Source organism: Clostridium sp. MSJ-8 (assembly GCF_018918325.1).
In the GTDB taxonomy this organism is placed as follows: Bacteria; Bacillota; Clostridia; order Clostridiales; family Clostridiaceae; genus Clostridium.
Map to the genome: position 1 here is coordinate 26,202 of NZ_JAHLQH010000008.1, position 23,383 is coordinate 49,584.

The 23,383-nt window shown below is 28.8% G+C and carries 18 protein-coding genes; 16 read left to right on the top strand and 2 right to left on the bottom strand.

The window, feature by feature from the left end:
• Positions 1-67: 67 nt before the first annotated feature.
• The 9 genes from carA (at position 68) to KQI77_RS01120 (ending at position 11,302) form a co-directional block, all read left to right on the top strand.
• Positions 68-1,120, top strand: a complete 1,053-nt coding sequence (gene carA, locus KQI77_RS01080; RefSeq protein WP_216387494.1) for a glutamine-hydrolyzing carbamoyl-phosphate synthase small subunit — start codon at positions 68-70, stop codon at positions 1,118-1,120.
• Positions 1,121-1,133: 13 nt separating this feature from the next.
• Entirely contained in the window at positions 1,134-4,349 is a 3,216-nt protein-coding gene (gene carB, locus KQI77_RS01085) for a carbamoyl-phosphate synthase large subunit (protein WP_216387495.1), read from the top strand.
• Between the two features lie 459 nt (positions 4,350-4,808).
• Positions 4,809-5,138, top strand: coding sequence for a hypothetical protein (locus KQI77_RS12890; protein ID WP_253289291.1), 330 nt, complete (start codon positions 4,809-4,811; stop codon positions 5,136-5,138).
• 408 nt (positions 5,139-5,546) lie between these two features.
• Positions 5,547-6,320, top strand: coding sequence for a glutamate racemase (murI, locus tag KQI77_RS01095; protein ID WP_216387496.1), 774 nt, complete (start codon positions 5,547-5,549; stop codon positions 6,318-6,320).
• A gap of 15 nt (positions 6,321-6,335) precedes the next feature.
• The gene (locus KQI77_RS01100) at positions 6,336-6,686 is read left to right on the top strand and encodes a DUF3783 domain-containing protein (protein WP_216387497.1); all 351 of its coding nucleotides are present in this window, start codon (positions 6,336-6,338) and stop codon (positions 6,684-6,686) included.
• A gap of 56 nt (positions 6,687-6,742) precedes the next feature.
• Positions 6,743-7,438 (top strand): helix-turn-helix transcriptional regulator, encoded by a 696-nt coding sequence (locus KQI77_RS01105; protein WP_216387498.1) that lies wholly within the window; start codon positions 6,743-6,745, stop codon positions 7,436-7,438.
• 18 nt (positions 7,439-7,456) lie between these two features.
• Complete coding sequence (locus tag KQI77_RS01110; protein ID WP_216387499.1) at positions 7,457-7,984, top strand: peptidylprolyl isomerase; 528 nt, start codon at positions 7,457-7,459, stop codon at positions 7,982-7,984.
• Positions 7,985-8,228: 244 nt separating this feature from the next.
• On the top strand, positions 8,229-10,016 hold the full coding sequence (locus KQI77_RS13250; protein WP_216387500.1) for a S8 family serine peptidase: 1,788 nt from the start codon (positions 8,229-8,231) through the stop codon (positions 10,014-10,016).
• A 44-nt stretch (positions 10,017-10,060) separates the two neighbouring features.
• The gene (locus tag KQI77_RS01120) at positions 10,061-11,302 is read left to right on the top strand and encodes a peptidoglycan-binding protein (RefSeq protein ID WP_216387501.1); all 1,242 of its coding nucleotides are present in this window, start codon (positions 10,061-10,063) and stop codon (positions 11,300-11,302) included.
• Between the two features lie 52 nt (positions 11,303-11,354).
• On the opposite strand, the gene KQI77_RS01125 is transcribed toward KQI77_RS01120, so the two are convergent.
• Positions 11,355-12,260: a radical SAM protein gene (locus tag KQI77_RS01125; RefSeq protein WP_216387502.1), complete on the bottom strand. Its 906-nt coding sequence runs from the start codon at positions 12,258-12,260 to the stop codon at positions 11,355-11,357.
• Between the two features lie 186 nt (positions 12,261-12,446).
• Between KQI77_RS01125 and KQI77_RS01130 the strand changes: the two genes are divergently transcribed.
• Positions 12,447-13,988 carry a YARHG domain-containing protein gene (locus tag KQI77_RS01130; RefSeq protein WP_216387503.1) on the top strand — a complete coding sequence of 514 codons (1,542 nt, stop codon included), beginning with the start codon at positions 12,447-12,449 and terminating at the stop codon, positions 13,986-13,988.
• 76 nt (positions 13,989-14,064) lie between these two features.
• Here the strand turns inward: KQI77_RS01130 and KQI77_RS01135 are convergent, their stop codons facing one another.
• Entirely contained in the window at positions 14,065-15,138 is a 1,074-nt protein-coding gene (locus KQI77_RS01135) for a GerAB/ArcD/ProY family transporter (protein ID WP_216387504.1), read from the bottom strand.
• A gap of 196 nt (positions 15,139-15,334) precedes the next feature.
• Between KQI77_RS01135 and KQI77_RS01140 the strand changes: the two genes are divergently transcribed.
• From KQI77_RS01140 to KQI77_RS01165, 6 genes are all read left to right on the top strand, one after another.
• A complete protein-coding gene (locus KQI77_RS01140; RefSeq protein WP_216387505.1) occupies positions 15,335-16,309 on the top strand; it encodes a hypothetical protein in 975 nt (324 codons plus the stop codon).
• A 50-nt stretch (positions 16,310-16,359) separates the two neighbouring features.
• The gene (locus tag KQI77_RS01145; RefSeq protein ID WP_216387506.1) at positions 16,360-17,292 is read left to right on the top strand and encodes a TIGR01212 family radical SAM protein; all 933 of its coding nucleotides are present in this window, start codon (positions 16,360-16,362) and stop codon (positions 17,290-17,292) included.
• Positions 17,282-17,989, top strand: coding sequence for a 2-phosphosulfolactate phosphatase (locus KQI77_RS01150; protein ID WP_216387507.1), 708 nt, complete (start codon positions 17,282-17,284; stop codon positions 17,987-17,989). Before KQI77_RS01145 ends, KQI77_RS01150 begins: the two co-directional genes overlap by 11 nt.
• 133 nt (positions 17,990-18,122) lie before the next feature.
• Complete coding sequence (locus KQI77_RS01155) at positions 18,123-19,871, top strand: methyl-accepting chemotaxis protein (protein ID WP_216387508.1); 1,749 nt, start codon at positions 18,123-18,125, stop codon at positions 19,869-19,871.
• A gap of 118 nt (positions 19,872-19,989) precedes the next feature.
• Positions 19,990-20,538 (top strand): hypothetical protein, encoded by a 549-nt coding sequence (locus KQI77_RS01160; protein WP_216387509.1) that lies wholly within the window; start codon positions 19,990-19,992, stop codon positions 20,536-20,538.
• Between the two features lie 39 nt (positions 20,539-20,577).
• The gene (locus KQI77_RS01165) at positions 20,578-22,506 is read left to right on the top strand and encodes a YhgE/Pip domain-containing protein (RefSeq protein ID WP_216387510.1); all 1,929 of its coding nucleotides are present in this window, start codon (positions 20,578-20,580) and stop codon (positions 22,504-22,506) included.
• The last annotated feature ends 877 nt before the right edge of the window (positions 22,507-23,383 follow it).

Here is a 23,383-nt window from a genome sequence, read left to right on the forward strand (position 1 = left end):
AGGGAAAATAGAAAAATTACCAATTTAAATTAATTAATATCGAATATAAAAATTTAGGAGGATAATCATGAAGGCAAAGCTTGTTTTAGAAAATGGTGTAGTTTTTGAAGGTAAAGCATTTGGATATTTAAAAGATAGTGTTGGGGAAGTTGTTTTTACAACTGGTATGACAGGATATCAAGAAGTATTAACAGATCCATCATATTATGGACAAATAGTAACTATGACATATCCATTGATAGGAAACTACGGAATTAATCTTGAAGATATGGAATCAAAGGGTGGCCCAAAGGTAAAAGGCTTTATAGTTAGAGAAAAATGTGATCTACCTAATAACTTTAGATGCGAATTAGAGTTAGAAACTTTCTTAAAAGCTCATAAGATAGTAGGATTAGAAGGAATAGATACAAGAGCATTAACTAAGATATTAAGAAATTCAGGAACAATGAGGGGAATAATTGTTGTTGAAGATTTAGATGATGAAGATATCAAGAAAAAGATACAAGCTTATTCTAATAAAGATGCAGTAATGAATGTAACAACAAAAGAAAAGTATGTTATAGATGGCCCAGGAAAAAATGTAGCAGTAATGGATTTTGGTATTAAGACAAATATATTGAGATGCTTCCAAAAGAGAGGATGTAAGTTAACAGTATTCCCTGCAACAGCAACAGCAGAAGAAATACTTGAAATAAATCCAGACTTGGTATTCTTATCAAATGGACCTGGAGATCCAACTGACATACCAGAAGCAATAGAAAACATCAAAAAGTTAATAGGCAAAAAACCTATAACAGGAATATGTTTAGGACATCAATTATTGTCTCTAGCTTTAGGTGGAAAAACTTCTAAACTTAAATTCGGACATAGAGGATGCAACCATCCAGTTAAAGATTTAGAAACAAACAGAGTAGCAATTACTTCACAAAACCATGGATACGTAGTTGAAGAATTACCAGATGATGTTGTTGTAACTCATATCAATATAAATGATGGTACAGTAGAAGGAATGAAGCATAAAGAATTACCAATATTCTCAGTACAATTCCACCCAGAAGCAAGTGCTGGACCAAGAGATTGTGAATACATTTTTGATAAATTTATAGAATATGCGTTATAGGAGGTAGTTAAGGATGCCATTAAGAAATGATATAAAGAAAGTTTTAGTAATAGGATCAGGTCCAATAGTAATAGGTCAAGCTGCAGAATTTGATTACTCAGGAACTCAAGCTTGTCAAGCATTAAAGGATGAAGGAATAGAAGTTGTCTTAGTTAACTCTAATCCAGCAACTATAATGACAGATAAAGAAATTGCAGATAAGATATATATAGAACCATTAACATTAGAATTTGTTGAAAAAGTAATAGCAAAAGAAAGACCAGATAGCTTATTAGCAGGAATGGGTGGTCAAACAGGACTTAACCTAGCTGTTGAATTATATGATAATGGAATATTAGATAAATATAATGTAAAAGTAATAGGTACTTCAATTGAATCTATAAAAGAAGGAGAAGACAGAGAGTTATTCAGAGATATGATGAACAGAATAAATGAACCTGTTATCGAATCTGAAATAATAACTGATATGGAAGCTGGATTAGCATATGCTAGTAAAATAGGTTATCCAGTAATAGTAAGACCTGCTTATACACTAGGTGGTACTGGTGGTGGTATAGCTGATAATGAAGAAGAATTAAAAGTTATACTTGAATCAGGATTACAATTAAGTTCAATAGGTCAAGTACTTCTTGAAAAATCAGTTAAGGGTTGGAAAGAAGTAGAATATGAAGTTATGAGAGACTCATATGGAAACTGTATTACAGTATGTAATATGGAAAACATAGACCCAGTTGGTATTCATACAGGAGATAGTATAGTTGTTGCTCCGTCTCAAACATTATCAGATAAAGAATATCAAATGTTAAGAACAGCATCTATAAACATAATTAATGCTGTAGGTATAGAAGGTGGATGTAATGTTCAATTTGCATTAAATCCAAATTCATTCCAATATGCAGTTATAGAAATTAATCCTAGAGTTTCTAGAAGTTCAGCACTAGCATCAAAAGCTACAGGATATCCAATAGCGAAGTTGGCTGCTAAAATAGCATTAGGATACGGATTAGATGAAATAAAGAATGCAGTTACTCAAAAAACATATGCTTGTTTCGAACCAGCATTAGACTATGTAGTATGTAAGATACCTAAATGGCCATTTGATAAATTCTTTGAAGCTGATAGAGAATTAGGAACTAAGATGATGGCAACAGGAGAAGTAATGGCTATAGGTGCTAACTTAGAGCAAGCATTACTAAAGGGTATAAGAAGTCTAGAAATAGGCAAATATTCATTAGACCATCCTAAGTTTAAAGAATTAAGTATGGCTGAGCTAAAAGCAAGAGTAGTTGCTCCAGATGATGAAAGATTATTTGCTCTAGCAGAGATGTTAAGAAGAGATTATAGAGTAGATAAAGTTGCGAAGATAACTGGAATAGATATATTCTTTATAGAAAAATTCAAATGGATAGTTGAAGAAGAACAAAGATTAAAGCTAAGCAAGATAGAAGACCTTGATAAAGAATGGTTACACAACTTAAAGAGAAAAGGATTCTCAGATAAAGCGATAGCTGATATGTTAAAGGTATGTCCAGAAGATATAAATAGATTAAGAGATATATGGAACATAAAACCTTCATATAAAATGGTTGATACATGTGCAGGAGAATTCGAAGCATTATCACCATATTATTATTCAACATACGAAGAATATGATGAAGTAGAAGTATCAAACAATAAAAAGGTAATAGTTATAGGATCAGGTCCTATAAGAATAGGTCAAGGTATAGAATTCGATTATGCATCAGTACATTGTGTAATGGCATTAAAGAGACTAGGAATTGAAACAATAATAGTTAATAATAACCCAGAAACAGTAAGTACAGACTTTAATATATCAGATAAGTTATACTTTGAACCATTAACAGAAGAAGATGTATTAAGTATAATAGAAAAAGAAAAACCAGACGGAGTTATATTACAATTCGGTGGTCAAACAGCTATAAAACTTGCTAACTTCTTAAAAGAAAAGAATATACCTACATTAGGAACTACAGCAGATCAAATAGATATGGCTGAAGATAGAGAAAAATTCGATGAATTGTTAGAAAAATTAGGAATATCAAGACCAAAGGGTAAAGGTGTATGGTCTCTTGAAGAAGGATTAGATGAAGCAAGAAGATTAGGATTCCCAGTACTTGTAAGACCTTCATATGTTATAGGTGGTCAAGGTATGGAAATAACTCATGATGAAGAAGAGTTAACTTATTATCTAGAAAATGCATTTGCAAAGGATAAAAAGAATCCAATACTTATAGATAAATACTTAATGGGTAGAGAAATTGAAGTAGATGCTATATCTGATGGAGAAAATGTATTAATTCCAGGAGTTATGGAACACTTAGAAAGAGCAGGAGTTCACTCAGGAGATAGTGTTACTATGTATCCAAGCCAAAATATTTCAAAAGAAATAAAGGCAAAGGTTCTAGAATATACTAAGAACTTAGCATTAGAAATAGGAATAAAGGGTATGATAAATATCCAATTCATTGAATATGAAAACCAATTATATGTAATAGAAGTTAATCCAAGAGCTTCAAGAACAGTTCCTTATATAAGTAAAGTAAGTGGAGTTCCAATAGTTGATATAGCAACTAAGGTAATGCTTGGAGAAAAATTAGTTAATTTAGGATATGGAGTAGATATATACAAAGAACCAGATATAGTAGCAGTAAAGGTTCCTGTATTCTCAACTCAAAAATTACCAAATGTTGAAGTATCATTAGGACCAGAAATGAGATCTACAGGAGAAGTATTAGGAGTAGGTAGAAATGTTTATGAAGCATTATACAAGGGCTTTGTAGCAGCAGGAATGATGCCTAAGAAAGGTAAGATATTAGCAACTATCAAGAAACATGATAAACAAGAATTCTTACCAATAGCTGTTAAACTAGCTAATTTAGGATATGAATTTATAGCTACAGAAGGAACTTATAACCTATTAAAAGAAGCTGGGGTTGAAAAAGTAGAAAAGGTTAGAAGATTAGAAGAAGAAAGCCCTAACATATTAGATGTAATTATGAATCAAGAAGTTGAATTAGTAGTTAATACTCCAACTAAAGCTAACGATTCAACTAGAGATGGATTCTTAATAAGAAGAGAAGCTGTTGAAAGAAATATAGGAGTAATTACAGCAATAGATACTTTCAGAGCAATAGTAGAAGTAAAAGACAGAGGATTAGAAACTAAAGAAGATTTAGAAGTATTCGATATGGGTTCAGCAGTTAAGTAATTGTAGAAATATAATAAACATCGTAGAACAAAAGTAGAAAATTACTACTTTTTGTTCTACGATGTTTTTTTATATCTTAAAATAAGAAACGAAAATTATTGCAAAGAAATAGTGTAAAGAATTATAATTAACATAATAAGTAAATAAAGTAATTAAATTCAAGAGTAAGTTTTCCATAATATTTTTCATGTTATAGAACAAAGTCATAAGGTGACTATGGAATCTTAGATTTTGTTTGGTAATTATATGATGTGTCCTAAAACATGTTTGAGATTATATAAGTACTATATATTAAAAAGTATATATTATAGGGAATATTTTTGAAGTTTAATAAGTATAATTAAATAGCTTTCAAATAATAGAGAAATAATTAAAAAGAAATATCAAGTATATTGACATACAAACAAATGTTCTCTATAATTTATTATAACAAACAAATGTTCGATTGGAGGAATAAAAATGGGTAATGATGTATTTGTAAAATTAAACGTAAAAAATATAGGTGAGATAAGAAGTTTAATAGTAGATAAGCAAGTTGCTGGATTAAGATATGATGAGAGATATTTGATGTGTGCAGGAAAATATGATAAGAGTGGATGGACTATTGTATTCAAGGCTAAAGATTACAAGGAAGCTGAATATATTATAGAACATACATCAATGCATTTAAACAAGAATGAATCTGTAATTAATAATAATATTACTACAAGTGATGAATTAGATATAAGTATAACTAAGAAGTTTAAGAATAGAAGCAGCAACATAATACAATCAGTATATGCAAGTTAAGGTTCTTGTGATAATTATAAAGTTACCCATTTTAGATATACAGAGATAATTATCTAATAAACGTAATAGGTACATAATATCCTATTACGTTTTTTTTACTCTTTAAGAAATTATATTTTGTTTGTAATTTGGAATAAGTATTTTAGATTTAATGTTTAAGTAATGTTAGAGCATACTGCCTAAAGGGTATAAAAAGAAAAATAGTGCTATGGGAGAATTCAAAAAAACAGTTTTAGAACTTGTCATAAGGCTCTAGCAAAATCTAACACTCCAGAGTCGCCTTGACGATTTTGTTCTGTATGTAAATTAAAGAATAATATAAGAATATTAATGTAAATATGTATAGATTTATTCTATATAAAGAGATAAAATAATTATTAGATGAAATAAAGATGGAGGCGGTATCTTTTGGATAAGAGAAATATGCCTATAGGTTTTTTCGATTCAGGAGTTGGTGGTTTAAGTGTGTTAAGAGAAGCACTTAAGATAATGCCAAATGAAAATTATATATATTTTGGAGATTCGATTAATGCTCCTTATGGAATAAAAGATGTAGAAACCGTGAAGGAACTTACATACAAAGCAGTTAATTTTTTATTAGAAAAGGGAGCGAAAGCATTAGTTATAGCTTGCAATACTGCTACTAGTGCGGCAGTTGCAGCTCTTAGAATAGATTACCCAGATATACCTATAGTAGGAATAGAGCCAGCTGTAAAACCAGCTGTTGAACTAAATACAAATAAATCTATAATAATAATGGCAACACCTATGACTATAAAAGAAAAGAAGTTCAATAGATTAATGGATAGATTTAAGGATAGAGCAGACATAATACCTATGCCTTGTGCAGGTCTTATGGAATTTATAGAAAATGATAAACTAGATACTCCAGAACTTAAAGAATATATTAGAGAAAAGTTTCAGAGTTATAATGCAAGTGATATAGGAGCTATTGTACTAGGTTGCACACATTATCCATTTATAAGAGAAACTATCAGTGAAGTTATAGGAAAAGATATACCAATAATAGATGGTGGTTATGGAACATGTAATGAACTTAGAAGAAGATTAGAAAAAGCAGATCTTGTTAATAATAGTAACGAAGGTGGAAGTATTACTATCTATAATTCTATAGAAGGTAAGGAAATAATAGATAAGTGTAATAGATTATTATCATTATAAGAAGGAGAATAATATATGTTTAATAAAACTAGATGTGTACTGACTTATGGATTCTCAGAAGGTGAGATAAAGAAACTTAAGATATACCTATCAGGTGTTAAAAGTGTTAATAATTCTATGTTAGATATGACATTACAAGATTTAATAGATAGTGATGGAGCAGAAGATAGTGTAGAATGTTCAGATAAGAAGATAGCTGTATTCAATGGCTATTCTGACCATGATATAAGAGGCGCTGTTAAGAAGTTAAGAAGTACATTTCCAGGAATTATTCTAGCGGTAGTTACAGATATTTCAGCGAAATGGACATTTAATGTATTAACTGAACATTTGCTTCAAGAAAGAGAATTAGAACAAGGAAGATAAAATAATTTAAGAAAGGATTACTGGTAACTTTATAACAGTAATAGGGAAAGATAGATATGAGTAGAGTAGGAGATACTATAAAAAGTGCAAGACTTAAGGCAGGGGTATCACAAAAGGTACTAGCAAAGAAATTAGGAGTTGCAGAAAAGTATATAAATGAAGTAGAAATGGGAAGAAGAGTAGTACCAGAGAACTTTATAGATAAAGCTGCAAAAGCTTTAAATGTTAACCTTAATGAGATAAGTATGGTAGTAACTGATGAAGCGTTAAAGGAAGAAGCAAAAAGAGAAGTTATAGAGAAAAAGAATACAGAAAAGAAGAAACAAGCAAGAGTTTTAGGAGAAACTTCAGAAGTATGGACAGAAGCATTTTCATCAGTACTAAAGAACGTAAGTATATATGATTATTCATTGAAGAAGGAATATGGTAGTAAGGAATTGGCTATACACTCAAATAAAGTAGAAGGTTATCCAGCAGATAAAGTACTATATCTAAAGATTCAAGATAATGATATGTTAGGTTTTAGAATGTTAGAAGGAGATTTAGCTTTTGCACATATGGTAAAAGAGGTTGAAAACAATGCATTCTATCTATTAGAATATAAAGGTAAAAGAATAATAAGACAGGTAAAGCTATTAGGCAATTCTAGAGCATTATTAGTTAGCAATTCAGGAACAGTCTTAACTGAAACTATAGAACTTAATTCTATAAAGGTTATAGCTAAGATTGAAAGAATTGAAATAAATCTATAAGTGAAAGGCGGAACAAGAATGCAAAATCCAATAGTAACAATGACAATAAAGAATTTAGGAGAGATAAAGGCGGAATTATATCCAGAAGTAGCTCCTAATACAGTAAGAAATTTTATAGACTTAATAAATAGAGGATTTTATGATGGAATAATATTCCACAGAGTTATTCCAGGATTTATGATACAAGGTGGATGTCCAGAAGGTAATGGAACTGGTGGCCCTGGATATTCAATAAAAGGTGAATTCTCTAGAAATGGATTCAAGAATGATCTAAAACATACTAGAGGAGTATTATCAATGGCAAGAACAATGATTCCTGATTCAGCAGGAAGTCAATTCTTCATTATGGTAGCTGATGCTCCACATTTAGATGATCAATATGCATCTTTTGGTAAGGTAATAGAAGGAATGGAAGTTGCAGATAAGATAGTCTCTGCAAAAACTGATTATCAAGACAGACCTTATGAGGATCAAGTTATAGAAAAGATGACAGTAGAAACATTTGGTGAAAAATATGATGCACCAGAGATAATAGAAGAATTTTAATAATTAGTATCAATATTATATGTTTTCACAAATTGAATAATATCATTAGGAATTTCTAAGATAATAAAGATAGGTAAAGATCCCTAAGTGCTATAAACTCACTAAAGTTCAGACAGTATAGCATTTTGTCGGTGTCTTTACCATTTTTTATTTATAGAAATAATAGTAATAAATTGAGTATTAAAAATAAGGGAACAATTTATGCTTAAAACATTAAAATATATAGTAATGATATTTTTTTGAGGTGACTGATATAGAAAATAATAGTGTTACAGGGGGATTAAAGAATGTACCTAAGGAGATATTAGGTAAGCTAGGAATATCACCTGAATATAATGACTCAGATAGCATAGAGTTAACAATATTAGTAGGAGAGAATACTGCAAGTGTACAGAATAAGATAGAAGCACTTAATGGTAAGTTTTATGATTTAGGTTATGGATATGCTATTGTAGAAATATTAATATCTCAGATAGTACTTTTAGCCCAAATGCCAGAAATTCAATATATAGAATTTCCGAAGAGTTTATATTATACAGATAGTTTAAGTAACAAGATAAGTTGTGTAGATATGGTAAGGTCTCAATATGGTTTATATGGACGAGGTGTTTTAATAGGATTTATAGATACAGGAATAGATTATACTGCAGAAGCATTTAGAACTGCAGATGGAACTACTAGAGTAGAATATATATATGATTTAAGTTTAGGAGGGGAAATATATTCAAAGAATCAAATAAATCAAGCATTACAAGAAAAGGATCCATATTCAGTAGTACCATCCCAAGATATAATAGGTCATGGAACTCATGTAGCAGGAATTGCATGTGCAGGAGGGAATATAGATAGAGATTATTATGGAGTAGCTCCTGAGAGTTCTATTATTATGGTTAAAAGTAGTCGAGGATTATTTTCATTAAGTACTAACATAATGAAAGGATTAAAGTTCTTAATAGACAAAAGTAATGAATTAAATATGCCATTAGTAGTAAACATTAGTTTAAGTACTAATGATGGAGCACATAATGGAAGTAGTTTATTAGAACAATATATAAGTACAATATCTAAATCAGAGAGAGTAACTATTGTAATTGCAGCAGGTAATGAAGGAAATGCTTCTCATCATATAGGTGGAAATCTAGAAGAAACAACAATGATAAATTTTTCTATATCAGGAGATGAGACTTATGTAGTAATGAACCTATATAAATCTATATTACCACAGATCTCATTAGAGATAATATCTCCTAGGGGAATTGGAACTGGAGAAATAATAATAAAAGAAGGCTTGGTTGAAGGTATTGTTTCAGGAAATAGATATAGAATATATGATACTGGACCTAAACCTTTTGATATAAGTGGAGAGATAGGCATATCATTAGTGAATGATAATTATTATATATTAGAAGGAGTCTGGACATTAAAAATTAAGGTGTTAAACAAATATAAGGGGATTTATGATATATGGCTTCCAATATCAGAAGGATTAAATAAAAATACCAAGTTTTTATCTCCTACAGTAGATGGAACATTAGGCATACCAGCTACAGTTCCTAATGTAATATCTGTTGGAAGCTATAATCCTATTAATAAAAATATTTCATCATTTAGTGGTAGAGGTAGAAGTTATCCATTATATTTTGAGATTAAACCTACTATAGTAGCACCTGGTGAAGATATAATAGCACCAGTGCCTTATGGTATATATGACAGAAAGACTGGTACATCTATGGCTACACCACATATAAGTGGTATGAGTGCATTGCTTATGGAATGGGGAATATTAAAGGGGAATGATAGTTACTTATATGGAGAAAGACTTAAGTATTATATGATAATAGGTGCAAGAAAAAAAAGGACTGATATTGAATATCCAAATACAAGTTGGGGATATGGAGAGGCGTGTTTAGAGGAGACTATAAAAGCTTTAATAAATAGTATAGGTGTTATACAACAAAATAGAATGTTTATAAGAGTACCTAGTAAACTAAGTATAAATGTAAATAGAATAAAATTAGAACAAATATTATAGAAAATGAATAATATAATTAGAACAATAAAAATTAGGAGAATTTTATGCCAGAAGGAAGGATAAAAGTTCAATGTTTTTATGGAGATAGTTATGTTCCTGTAGATAACTGTAGAGTAACAATAAGAAAATCATCTATTCAAGGTAATGAAAAGGATTATGTATCAGTAGAAACAGATTCATCAGGATTGACTAATGAAATTCCAGTAGAAGCTCCACTTCTTGAATATTCAATGAATCCATCAGATAATTTACCCTATAGTTTATATGATTTAAACATAGAGAGAGATGGATTTGAAGAGGCTGTTATAAAAGGTGTTCAAGTATATCCAGATAGAACAGCCCTTCAAAACGTTAACCTAATTAATAGGGATAATAATAGAAGCTCTCGATCAGATGTAATAATTATATTGCCAAATACATTATACGGTAGTTATCCTGAAAAAATACCAGAGAATCCAGATAAACCATTACCACCTCCATCTAGCGGAGTTGTCTTGGCTAAACCTGTTGTTCCAGAATTTATAACTGTTCATCAAGGCAGTCCTAATGATAATAGTGCACCTAATTATACAGTTGAATATAAGGAATATATCAAAAATGTTGCTTCCTGTGAGATATATTGTACATGGCCAGAATCAACTATAAGAGCTAATATATTATGTATAATTTCATTTACATTAAATAGAATATACACTGAATGGTATAGAGGTAAAGGAAAGAATTTTGATATTACAAGTTCAACAGCTTATGATCATGCATTTAATTATGGAAGAAATATATATGATAGTATAAGTACAATTGTTGATGAGATATTTTCAACGTACATCAAAAGGTTTGGTAAGAAACAACCTCTACTAACTCAATATTGTGATGGTAGAAATGTGTCTTGCCCTGAGTGGTTAAGTCAATGGGGAAGTAAGTATTTAGGTGATCAAGGTAAGGTGCCTTATGAAATATTAACTTATTATTATGGCAATGATATAGAATTGACAACTGCAGAACAAGTACAAGGTAGTCCTAGATCCTATCCTGGCTATAATTTAACCATTGGAGCTTCTGGAGAAGAAGTTACTATGATTCAAGAATTTTTAAATAGAATAGCACAGAATTATCCGCTTATTCCAAAAGTCTCAGTAGATGGAGTATATGGAGAAGCTACAGCAGAAGCGGTTAAGACATTCCAAGGAATATTCAACCTTCCTCAGACTGGGGTTGTAGATTATGCAACATGGTATCAAATATCAAATATATATGTAGGTGTAAGTAAGATTGCAGAACTAAAATAGTGTTTATAATAAGAGCCATTCTATAATAGATTGAATTATAGAATGGCTCTTATTAAATTCCTTCTAGATTAAAATCTGGAACAAATGCAGTAGAATTAGTTCCGCTATCTTGTATAAAACCATTAGTTATACCTATAGAACTAGCATAGTCTATAAGGGTATCATAATGCTTTGGATTAAGTGTTTTATTGATTTCTGGATAGTTACATGCATTATACATAGGCGTATATTGATTCATTATGCTTATATATACATCATCTTGGAAGGTTGAATATATTTCATCTAGTACTTTCTTTGAATCAAATAATAGTCCAGGTAGCATAAGGTGACGAACAATAATACCTTTAGTAATAAAACCTTCTTTGTTAAATTGAACAGGACCTACTTGATTATACATTTCTTTAAGAACTGGTATTATATTTTCTTCATACCTTGGAGCACTTGAGTATTTAACAGAATATTTATCATTGAAATATTTAAAATCTGGTAAATAAACATCTATATAGCCATTTAATAATTTTATGGTTTCTATAGAATCATAGCTATTTGTATTATATAAAATAGGAATAGACAAACCTTTAGATTTTGCAATTTCAATAGATTCTAATATTTGTGGTACATAATGAGTAGGAGTTACTAAATTGATGTTAGCAGCATTTTTTTCTTGGAGTTCTAGGAATATGTCAGATAATCTATGGATAGATATCTCTTTTCCAAAGGATTCTTGACTTATTTCATGATTCTGGCAAAATACACATTTTAGATTGCAATGAGAGAAAAATACAGTTCCTGAACCTACTGTTCCAGATATAGGAGGTTCCTCCCACATGTGCAAGCTTGCTCTAGCAATTTTTATTTTATCTGTAGCCTTACAAAAGCCTATTTCATTATTTAATCTATTAACATTACATCTACGTATGCATAAATTACAATTCTTTAGTAAATTAAAATATTTCATAAAAAACACCTCAATAATCTATTGTAATATCAATTAACTATTTTTTGAATTATTTTTTCATTCTACTAGAAAAAAATATTATATTTTAATTTTTAATAAGTGTTAACAAGTTGGCAATATCTATGCGAAATTTAGCAAAAGTAGCTTGCTATAATATACTCATAAGATGTTAAGGAGTGAATGGATATGAAAAAAAGGATTGTATTGAGTAATGAAAATAATAATAAGGAAGTAAAGAATAATAAAAAGTTAAGATATATATTGTGTACATTGTTGCTATTTATTATGATAATTCCAGGGATAAATGTTTATGCAACTGAAGGCACAGATAATGGTAACGAAATAACAGTTGATTTGGTTCCATCAGAAGATAATAAATACATTAATGTTAATATAGTAAATACAACTGATGTTAATTATGAGAATTTGTGTGTAAAAGTAAATTTACCAAGTCAATTATATAATGAAGAAACTCTGGAATTAAATGAAGAGAAAATAGATTCAGCTCAAAGTATTAGCAAACAAATTAAAATTAATAAAGTACAACCAGTAAAAACAAAAGTATATAGTGAAAGTAAAAAAGGAATTAACAAGAAAGTGATTATTTTAAGCTCTGTAGTTGTTCTTGCTATTGCATTAGGAATTATCTTAATAATAAAGAAAAAGAAAAATATTGCTGTTGCTATATTAGTTGTAACAATGGTAGGAGGATTAATTAGCCCATTAGAAGTAAAAGCTGCAACGATAGAGAAAAATTATACTAAACAAGATAGTATAAAGATAGAAGGCATTAATTATGAATACACTATAGAAGTTAAGTATGATGAAGTACAAACTGAAGAAGTAGTACAACCTACAGAAAATTTTTCCCAAGAAGTAGAATATAATATGAGTGATGAAGAAAAGCAACAAGTTTCTTCATTAATTGGAGAGTTATATTTTATGAATGATGGATATTATAATAATTATCCAAGTGAACCTGTAAATTTATTTAATGTAAATGCACTACAAAATGGTATACCTTATGATGATAATACAAAAATGGTTTTCTTACAATTATTAATTTGGGAACAAGAATACGTATATAATAATCTAAAAAGTGAAGATAAAATAATTTCAGATAGAAAAGTTAGTGATGGTAATATTAATGCATTATTACAACAAGCATTTGGAACTCAAATAAATGATTTTAACAATATGGGTATTTATTCATTAAATGATGGGTATGTTGAGTTCTATTCAGGTAATAGAGGAGATTGTCAACCAATAGTTGAGATTACAGGTTCAAGACAAGTAGATCAAGAACATGTAGTTCTTACTGGAACTGTTGCATATAAATCTAATATCTATGAATATAATAAATCTAACTTCACAGTTATGGCTAGTATAAATAAAAACAGTATGTTTGGAGGATTAACTATTGATAGCTTTAATATGAAAAAGATACTAGAAAATAACCCAACATCATGTGAAATTCTATTAGCTTCTAGTGAGAGTAGATATATAGAAGAATGTGAGGTGGAAGCTCTAGATCCAGCTGAACTTGAATATGCGAGAAATGAGATATATGCAAGACATGGATATATATTTAATGATAGCAAGTTTAATGAATATTTTTCTGATCAAGCATGGTATACTCCAAATCCAGAATTTAAGGGTGATGATTCAGAATTAAATGAATATGAAATAGCAAATAGAGATTTAATTTTAAAATATGAAAATAAATAGACACTAATTCATATGCCCCAATATTTGTGGGGCATATGTCGTTTTATATAGAATAAAATAGGTAATTATATAAAATCTAAAGCTTCATAGTTGTCTTGGAGATTTTATTCTGTTTATTATTAAAAATAATACATTGTACTATAAAAATTAAACTAAGAACACCAAACATAGGATATAATGTTGATATTAGATTAGAGAAACCTATTTGAGATATAGGTAAGGCAATAGCTAAAACTATAAAAATTCCTTTCTTAAAAGGTATTTTAAAGGTATGTTCTATTGACTTACTAATAGAATATACATCTGATACTTCTGTAGAAAACATTTCTAATAATATTATTATCAATAATATTGCTTGAATTATAGTTCCAAATCTATTTGATACTAATAATAATGGAATTTCATAATTGTATATATATGGTTGATTAGCTGTTAATAATAGATTAATCATTGCACATAGAATACATAAAAAGGTCGAACCTAATATTATTCCCCATTTCATTGTTTTAAAATCTTTAGTTTCAGAACTTAAAGGAACAATTACACCTGATGAACATAATGTATTATATCCAGCATATAAAATTGTAGAGAGTAAAAAGCCATTTTTTTGTGGTTTAAAGTGTGTAAGATAGTCTATAGAAAGAATATCTCTAGCAAATAAAAAATACAAAATAGTAATTAAAGTTATAGTTGTTATTAGACCAGGTACTATAAAGGAATTAACTTCTATTAAACCATTAGTTCCCTTTAGTAAGAAGAACAGTGCCACAAGTAACATTAATATACTACCTAATATTCTTGGAATTCCAAAGAATTGATTAAGTAAGGCACCACTACCTGCTAGTATTATAGAAGCACTAGATATGAGATATAAGGTTGTAATTATTCCTGTTATTTTACCTAGTATATTAGGACTTATAGTATTCATGACATCACTATAAGATGTAAGATTATAATTAATGCTTATCTTAGATAATAATGAGCCTATAAATATATAGAAAAAACCACATAGAATAATACCTATAAAACTTTTTAAACCATAGCAAGTAAAAAATGTAGTTATTTCTTTGCCTGAAGCAAGTCCAGCACCGACAATAGTGCCGATAAAGACAACAGCAATTTGAAATATTTTAATGTGATCTTTTTTCAAAAATTCATACTCCTATTTAATTAATTTATATATTTATAGATATTCGATTTAATTTAATAATAGTATTTATTAGTTTATTTTGCATTTATTAAATGTGAATAATAAACACGGAAAGAGATAAAAATATATACAGAATTATTAAGAAAGGAATAACTACATAAATGGTAGAGGTAGTTAGCGTTATAGGAATTGAATTATGAATGTAAAGAAATTAATAAAGAGTATAATAATAATTTTATTAAGTATATTTATTATAGGTTGTAACAATAATAAGAATAATATTCAAGAAACTTTTGATATAGAGAAGGCTACTAATGTAGGAAAGGAATATATGAAGGAATATGCAATTAATGCAGATAATAATATAGTAGCATATTCTATAGACAATATATCAGAATCTTCTGATAGTGTAGTGCTTAAGTATAAGGCAATTAAACAAGATAATAATAAGTTAATGGTAAGTATAGATAATATAGATATAAAAGTAATAAGAAATAAATCTAAATATTCTATAAGTGAAGTAAGGGCTTCAGAATTAGATGCTATATATACAGATAATAATAATTTAAGATATAGAAATGTTGATGTAGGAATAAGTGAATTATTACTTAGACAGAAGGACTTACCTAGAAGTGTATACCCACAGGATTCATCTATTGCTATTAACAAGATACATGTATCCAATCATAAATATAATGAGTTAACAGTAAATATTGATGGAAATAAGGTCGTATTAATTACAGATAATGATGAGGGTAAATTAATTACTTTTATGCAAATTAATAATGATGAATCTGCAGATGGTGAAGTGACAGAAGCTAATGGGGAAAATAATAATATAGAGGTTGAAGAGATAAAGGAGAAACCTATAGCAACTAATGTTATTGCTTATGATATTTTGCCAGTAGAGAGAATAGATAAAGTAGTAATGACAATAGAAGGTGATTATTTATTAACTGAATATAATAATTCTATTAATATATATAGAATTCCAAAAGGTGAGAAAGTAGATATAGGATTACAAAAATTATTTCCCGGGGAAAGATATAATTTAAACATATATTTAATAAATGATGAAGGTGTATTTATTAAAGTTAAAGATAATAATACAGGCGTAATAGAAGTGTATAGAATAGATATAAAGTCTAACAATATAGTTAAAGCAAATTAAATTTAATTGTGCTATTATGTATAAAAGAGATTTTATATAGGAGATATGTTATGAAGGAATGGAATGGTAAGAGATATCATAGTCTTAATTATTTTCTGAGACATAGATTTGGAGAAAAGGTATTTAAGATATCTATAGATGGTGGGTTTTCATGCCCTAATAGAGATGGAACTATTAGTACTGGTGGGTGTTTATTCTGTAGCGAGAGTGGTTCAGGAGATTTTGCTGGAAACAGAGAATGTTCTATTCATAATCAATTTATAGATATCAAGAATATGATGCAAAAGAAATGGAAAAGTGGTAAGTATATAGCTTATTTTCAAGCTTACACTAACACTTATGCTCCAGTTGAGGAGTTAAGACAGAAATACTATGAAGCTATAGCAGAAGATGGAGTTGTTGCTCTTGCAATAGCAACTAGACCAGATTGCTTGCCTGAGGATGTTTTAGACCTTTTAGAGGAGCTTAATAAAAAAGTATATGTCTGGGTGGAATTAGGTCTTCAAACTGTAAGTGATGAGACAGCAGTTAGAATTAACAGAGGATATAAACTTTCAACTTTCGAAAGTGCCATTAAGTCATTAAAGGATAGAGATATAGATTTTGTGGTACATTCAATATTAGGATTACCAGGAGAAAACAAAAGTGATATGTTACAGACTATAGATTATATAGCGCATAGTGGAGCTAAAGGAATAAAGTTTCATTTGCTACATTTGATGAAAGAAACTCCTATGGTGAAGTTATATGAAAGAGGAGAACTAGAATTCTTATCTCAAGAGGATTATATAGACCTTATATGTAGAGGTATAGCTATGTTACCAGAAGATATGGTTGTACATAGATTAACAGGAGATGCCCCACGTGATTTACTTATAGGACCTATATGGAGCTTGAAGAAATGGGAAGTTTTAAATGCAATTGATGCGGCTATGGAAGAGAATGGCTATTATCAAGGGAGGGATTATATAGATGAATATTGATATGATTATATCAGCAGATTATATACAAGAAGATATTATAAAAAATAAGATAGTTATTGTTATAGATGTATTTAGAGCAACATCAGTAATAACAACAGCTATAAATAATGGTTGTAAAGAGATTATACCAGTATTAACAGTGGAAGAGGCTATAAAACTTAGAGATTCAGAATTACATAAAAATTATTTGTTAGGCGGAGAGAGACAAGCACAGAAGATACCTGGATTTGATTTATCTAATTCTCCACTTGAATATACAGAGGAAGTAGTAAAGGGTAGAAATATAATTTTAACTACTACAAATGGAACTAAAGCATTAACAAGGAGTGTGGGTGCTTATAAAATTCTTATAGGATGTATGCTTAATGGAAGTGCTATTGCAAGAGAGGCTATAAAATACGATAGAGACATAGTTATAGTTAATTCGGGAACAAATGGACAATTTTCTATTGATGATTTTATATGTACTGGCTGTATATTAAATGAAATGAAGCAAGTTGCAGATGATATAGAAATGAGTGATATATGTAAAACTGCGTATTTGACTTATGTAAACAATGATGCGTCAGAATATGTAAAAAATGCAAGACATTATAAAGTAATGATGAGTTTAAAACTAGAAAGAGATGTAAAATATTGCCTTCGATTAAACCAATTCGACATAATACCTGAGTATTGTAAAGGTTTAATAAAATAAATATTATATAATTTAAAATGTTGCGATAAGTTGTAAAGAAAAACAGTAAAATATTAACACTATATTAATACTTCGACAGATTACTCTATGATACAATAAAAATATAAACAGTGACAGAAGGGAGAGTAAGTCTATGAAAATGAAAGTTAATAAAAGGAGTATAAAAAATGAATTAATTACTGTTTTTTCAGCAATATTTTTAATAGCAGGAATAATTATAGTGGTATTTGGAACACATAAGTCTAGTAGCAGTATAAAAGAAGTATCTAATGAAATAATAGATGATAAATTATATGCAGATGTTAATGCTATGAATAGTTATCTTCAATATAAATATGGTGGCGTGACAAAGACAAATGGGAAATTAACTGATAAGTCTGGATTAGATATAGCAGGAGATACAGAAGTAGTAGATAAGGTATTACAAGATCTTTCAGATGTTGCAACAATATATGTAAAAAACGGTGATGAATTCGAGATTGTTTCAACTAATATAAGAGACAAAGATAATAAGAGAATAACAGGAACATTAGAGAAGAATCAAGCAGCTTATAAATCTCTTATGAATGATAAAGCTTATAATGGAATAACTATAGTAAATGGACAACAATATAAATCAACATATTCAATGATAGTTGGACAAAGTGGTAAAACAATAGGTGTTTTATTTGTTGGTATGTCAATAGAGAATGTTAATGCATCAATAGCATCAAACTTAAGTGAAATTAGAATAGCGTATTATATATTAGGAGCTGTATGTTTAGTTGTTTGTATAGCAGTAACTTATTTTGTTGGAAATGCTATTACTAAGAATTTAATTAAGATAGCTAAATATACAAATAACATGAAGGAATTAGATATATCACAAGATATTCCTGAAGGTTTAAATAAAATTAAAGATGAGGTAGGTACGGTATCAAATTCCTTACAAGTTGCAGTTACAAGTTTAAGAAAGTTTATTTCTGATAGTGATTCTATGGCATCAAGTGTTAATAATCATGCTGGATCAGTTCTTGAAAATATGGAACAAGTAACTAATACCTCTGGTGAAATAGCAGAAGTTATTAATCAGATAGCAGAAGGAGCAACTAATCAAGCTAAAGATATAGAAAATGGTTCACAAGAAACTGAAGAATTAGGTAAATATATTGATTTAAATAATAAAGAATTTGATACTTTGGTTAAACTTATGGATCAAGTAGATAAACTAAGAGCTCAAGGATATGCAAGTGTTAATAGCTTGTCAGAAGAAAGTAAAGAAGCATTAGCAGCTACAAGTGAGATATATGAAGTTATTAAAGACACAAATGATAAAGCTAAGAATATAGAAGTAGCAAGTGCTAAGATTAAAGATGTTGCAGAACAAACTAACCTTCTATCATTAAATGCAGCTATAGAAGCAGCAAGAGCTGGAGAAGCTGGTAAGGGATTCTCGGTAGTAGCAGAAGAAGTTAGTAATCTAGCAGATGAATCTAATAAGTTAGTACAAGAAATAGAAGTTGTTATTCAAGAATTAACAAGCAGAACAGAAAGTGCTGTTGAAACAGTTGATAAAATGATAAATATGATGAAGAATCAAGATGTAGCAGTTGGTGACACAGTAGAGAAATTCAATGGAATATCTCAAAGCATAACTGAAACAAAAGCAAGTATAGATAGATTAAATGAATCTTCTAATAACATGAATGATAAGAAGAAGGTAATAATAGATGTTATGCAAAACTTATCTGCTATAGCAGAAGAAAATGCAGCATCTACAGAAGAAGTTGCGGCATCAGTACAAGAACAAACTTCTATTATCAATGAATTATCTAATTCGGTAGAAGATATGGTAGAAATGTCTAAGGATATGAAGAAGAATATAGAAAAATTCCAATATTAAAATTATCCTAAAAAAATGCCTGTGAACTAAAGATTAATATGGTTCATAGGCATATTTTCTTTTAAATTAGGAAACTATATATTGAGGCTATAATTATGTGTGTGCAAGGGTGGTTGAAGTGAGAAAGAATATAGAAGAATACATAGTAACTATTCTTAAAGATAATAATATGGATGAGAATGAAGCAGCAGAAAATATGCTTATACAAGAATTTACCAGAATATATGAAGAGTGTCTAGATTATTATCATATAAAATATTTAAAAAAGGATGAAGTTAATAAATATGAAACTTGGGACCTTCCAGAAAGTGAAGAAGCCTTTAGTAGGGCAAAGGAGCTATTTGGAATAAAAGCGATAATTGATAAGACTTATTTAGTGTTAGAAAATTATAAGTTGTACAAGAAAATGAAAAAAGTATACTTTGGAATATTATATTCATTACATGCGCTAATTCTTATAATTACATTTTATGGGATAGCATTTTCTAAAACTACTGATAGTAAAATGACAACATTATTAGTTTGGGTTGCTGTTATTGTTTTGTCAGTTGGATTCGTTATAGTAATAGAGAGTACAAAATCTAAGCTTAAGAAGTTATTCCATCAAATAAAAGACAATCAAGAATACTTTTATGTTAAAGAAAAAGATGAAAATTTAATAAAGTAATGGTAAAAGATGATTATAGAGAGGAAGTGCAGAATTTAAATGAACATTATAAAGATATTTAAGGACGATATGAAAAGATTAATTAAGAATCCAATAGCTATTATTGTAATTATAGGAGTTATAGTATTGCCATCTTTGTATGCTTGGTTTAATATAATAGCCAACTGGGATCCGTATAGTAATACAGGTGGAATATCTGTTGCTGTTGTTAACAATGATAAAGGATATAAACTTATGGGTAAAGAGATGTCTTTAGGTGATAACATTATTGAAACATTAAAAAATAACGATAAGATGGGTTGGAAGTTTGTTGATGAGAATGAAGCTATTGAAGGAGCTAAAAGTGGTAAATATTATGCAGCCATAGTTATTCCAGAAGATTTTTCAAAAGATATAACTAGTGTGTTATCAGGAGATATAGTAAGACCTAGTATAGATTATTATTGTAATTCTAAGAAAAATGCTATAGCACCTAAAATGACTAATAGTGGAGTATCAACAATTCAGAATCAAGTTAATACAACATTTGTTCAAACAATAACAAGATCTATAGAAGATGTTCTTATATCAACTGGAGAAGGTTCGGATAAGTATAATATAAGTAGCAATATTATTGAAGGGTTTAATAAAGTAAATAGTAACATGGATACTATTAAACAGAGTTTAAATGCATTTAATGATACAGTTAAAGCATTTAATGATTTAAACAATACGATGCAAACTTCTGTTAATGGTGTAGAATCACAGATAGATATAGCAACTAATTCATTAGGAAATGCTAAGAATACAATAAATAGTTTCACAGCTATTGGTATCCCAGCAGGAGATGCAACTAATTCATCAAATGACTTACAGAATTCTCTATCAGATATACAAACTGGGTTAAATGAGATTCAAGATATATTAAACAATTCTTCTGGAACCAACATAGACATAGATAGAATTAATCAGATTATGCAGAATATAAAGGATCAAAAAGATTCATTGAATAATAAGATTAATGCAGTTGTGAACCAAAGTGTTGCAGCAATAAAAAGTAATGCTAACACTTCAATAGATGGACTTATAGCAAATCTACAAGGATTAAAAACTAATATAACCAATACAAAAGATGTTTTGAATCAATTAGGAAATGCATTAAGCTCTACTCAGAAGGCATTTGATACTACTATAGGATTAATAGAAGATATTCAAGGTAAAATAAATGATGCTTCAGAAGAAATAAAAGGAGTTGCACAAAATCAAAATTTAAAGAGTTTATTTGATACATTATCCAATAATACAGAATTAATAAGTGAATTTATAGCAGCTCCAGTAGAAGTAGATACTAAAGAATTATATCCTATTGATAATTATGGTACAGCAATGACACCATTTTATACAACTCTTGCTATATGGGTTGGTGGAATTGTTTTAGTAGCAATATTAAAGACAACTATAAAGAGTAGAGAACAGTATACTGAATTAAAACCATATCAAGAATATTTGGGTAGATATATATTATTCTTTATATTAGCATTTTTACAATCAACAATAATATGTTTAGGGGATATATTCTATCTTAAAATACAATGTGATAATAGAATAGCATTTTTAGTAGCGTGTTGGATGGCAAGTTTCATATTCTCTACAATAATATATACGCTTACAATATCGTTTGGAGATGTAGGAAAAGCGCTAAGTGTATTATTATTAGTAATTCAGTTAGCAGGTGCTGGTGGTACATTCCCTATAGAGGTAACACCAGAGTTCTTCCAGAAAATTAATAAATTCTTGCCATTTACTCATAGTATAAATGCTATGAGAGAATCAATAGCGGGAATGTATGGAATGGATTATATGAAAGATTTAGTATATCTATTAGCTTTCTTACCATTTGCTTTAGTTTTAGGATTATTACTTAGAAATCCACTTATTCATGCAAATGAATTCTTTGAAGAAAAATTAAAAAATACAGAACTAATGTAATATAAAAAAACAAAAATTAAATGATAATAAACAAAAAACTAATGTTATTTGATAATGTAAATAGCATTAGTTTTTTCTATTTGAATAAAGTATATTTATTACTACATAATAAAAGAAGAACAAGTTAACCCACTACTTGTTCTTCTTTTTCTCATAAATTTTATACCTAATATACCTTTATGAAAGTTACAATAACTTTCTCTATGTCTATAGAATAACATTAATTTCTTTGGATGAAAAGGGTTTACACCCATAGTTAATAAAATGTTTACAATAAAGGCTAAATAAAATTTATATCATATTACCTTACTCATACAACATACTTTTATTTTCATATAAAATAAAAGAAGAACAAGTTAACCCACTACTTGTTCTTCTCTTTCTCATAAATTTATACCTAATATACCTTTATGGAAGTTACAATAACTTCCTCTATGACTATAGAATAACACTACTTTCTTAGAATGAAAAGGGTTTATATACATAGTTAATAGAATGTTTACAAATTACGTTGAATGCAAAACTAACTTCCGTTTTAGCTAGACTATTGTGTTTGCAAGGGTAAAGTCAGTTTTTTTAGTTTGTTTTTATAGATAAAATATTTGAAATAGGTTATAATTTTTATAAGATATTCAGTTTCTGGGGTATTTTTTTGCATACTTAATAAGCCAACGGAAATCTTTTGAAAAACTAAGTTCCGTTTGCTAAATTTTTGCAAGATTAAGTTTCACTGATATTTGTCTTAGAATTTTGATATCTTATTTTTTTAAAAGTGCAGGTTTTAAATGCACTTCATCTGCTGGAATATGTTTAAGTGAAAGTTTTTCTAGCAATGAATTATCTAATAGCATTTGGGCTAGTTTGAATGGTGTATTTC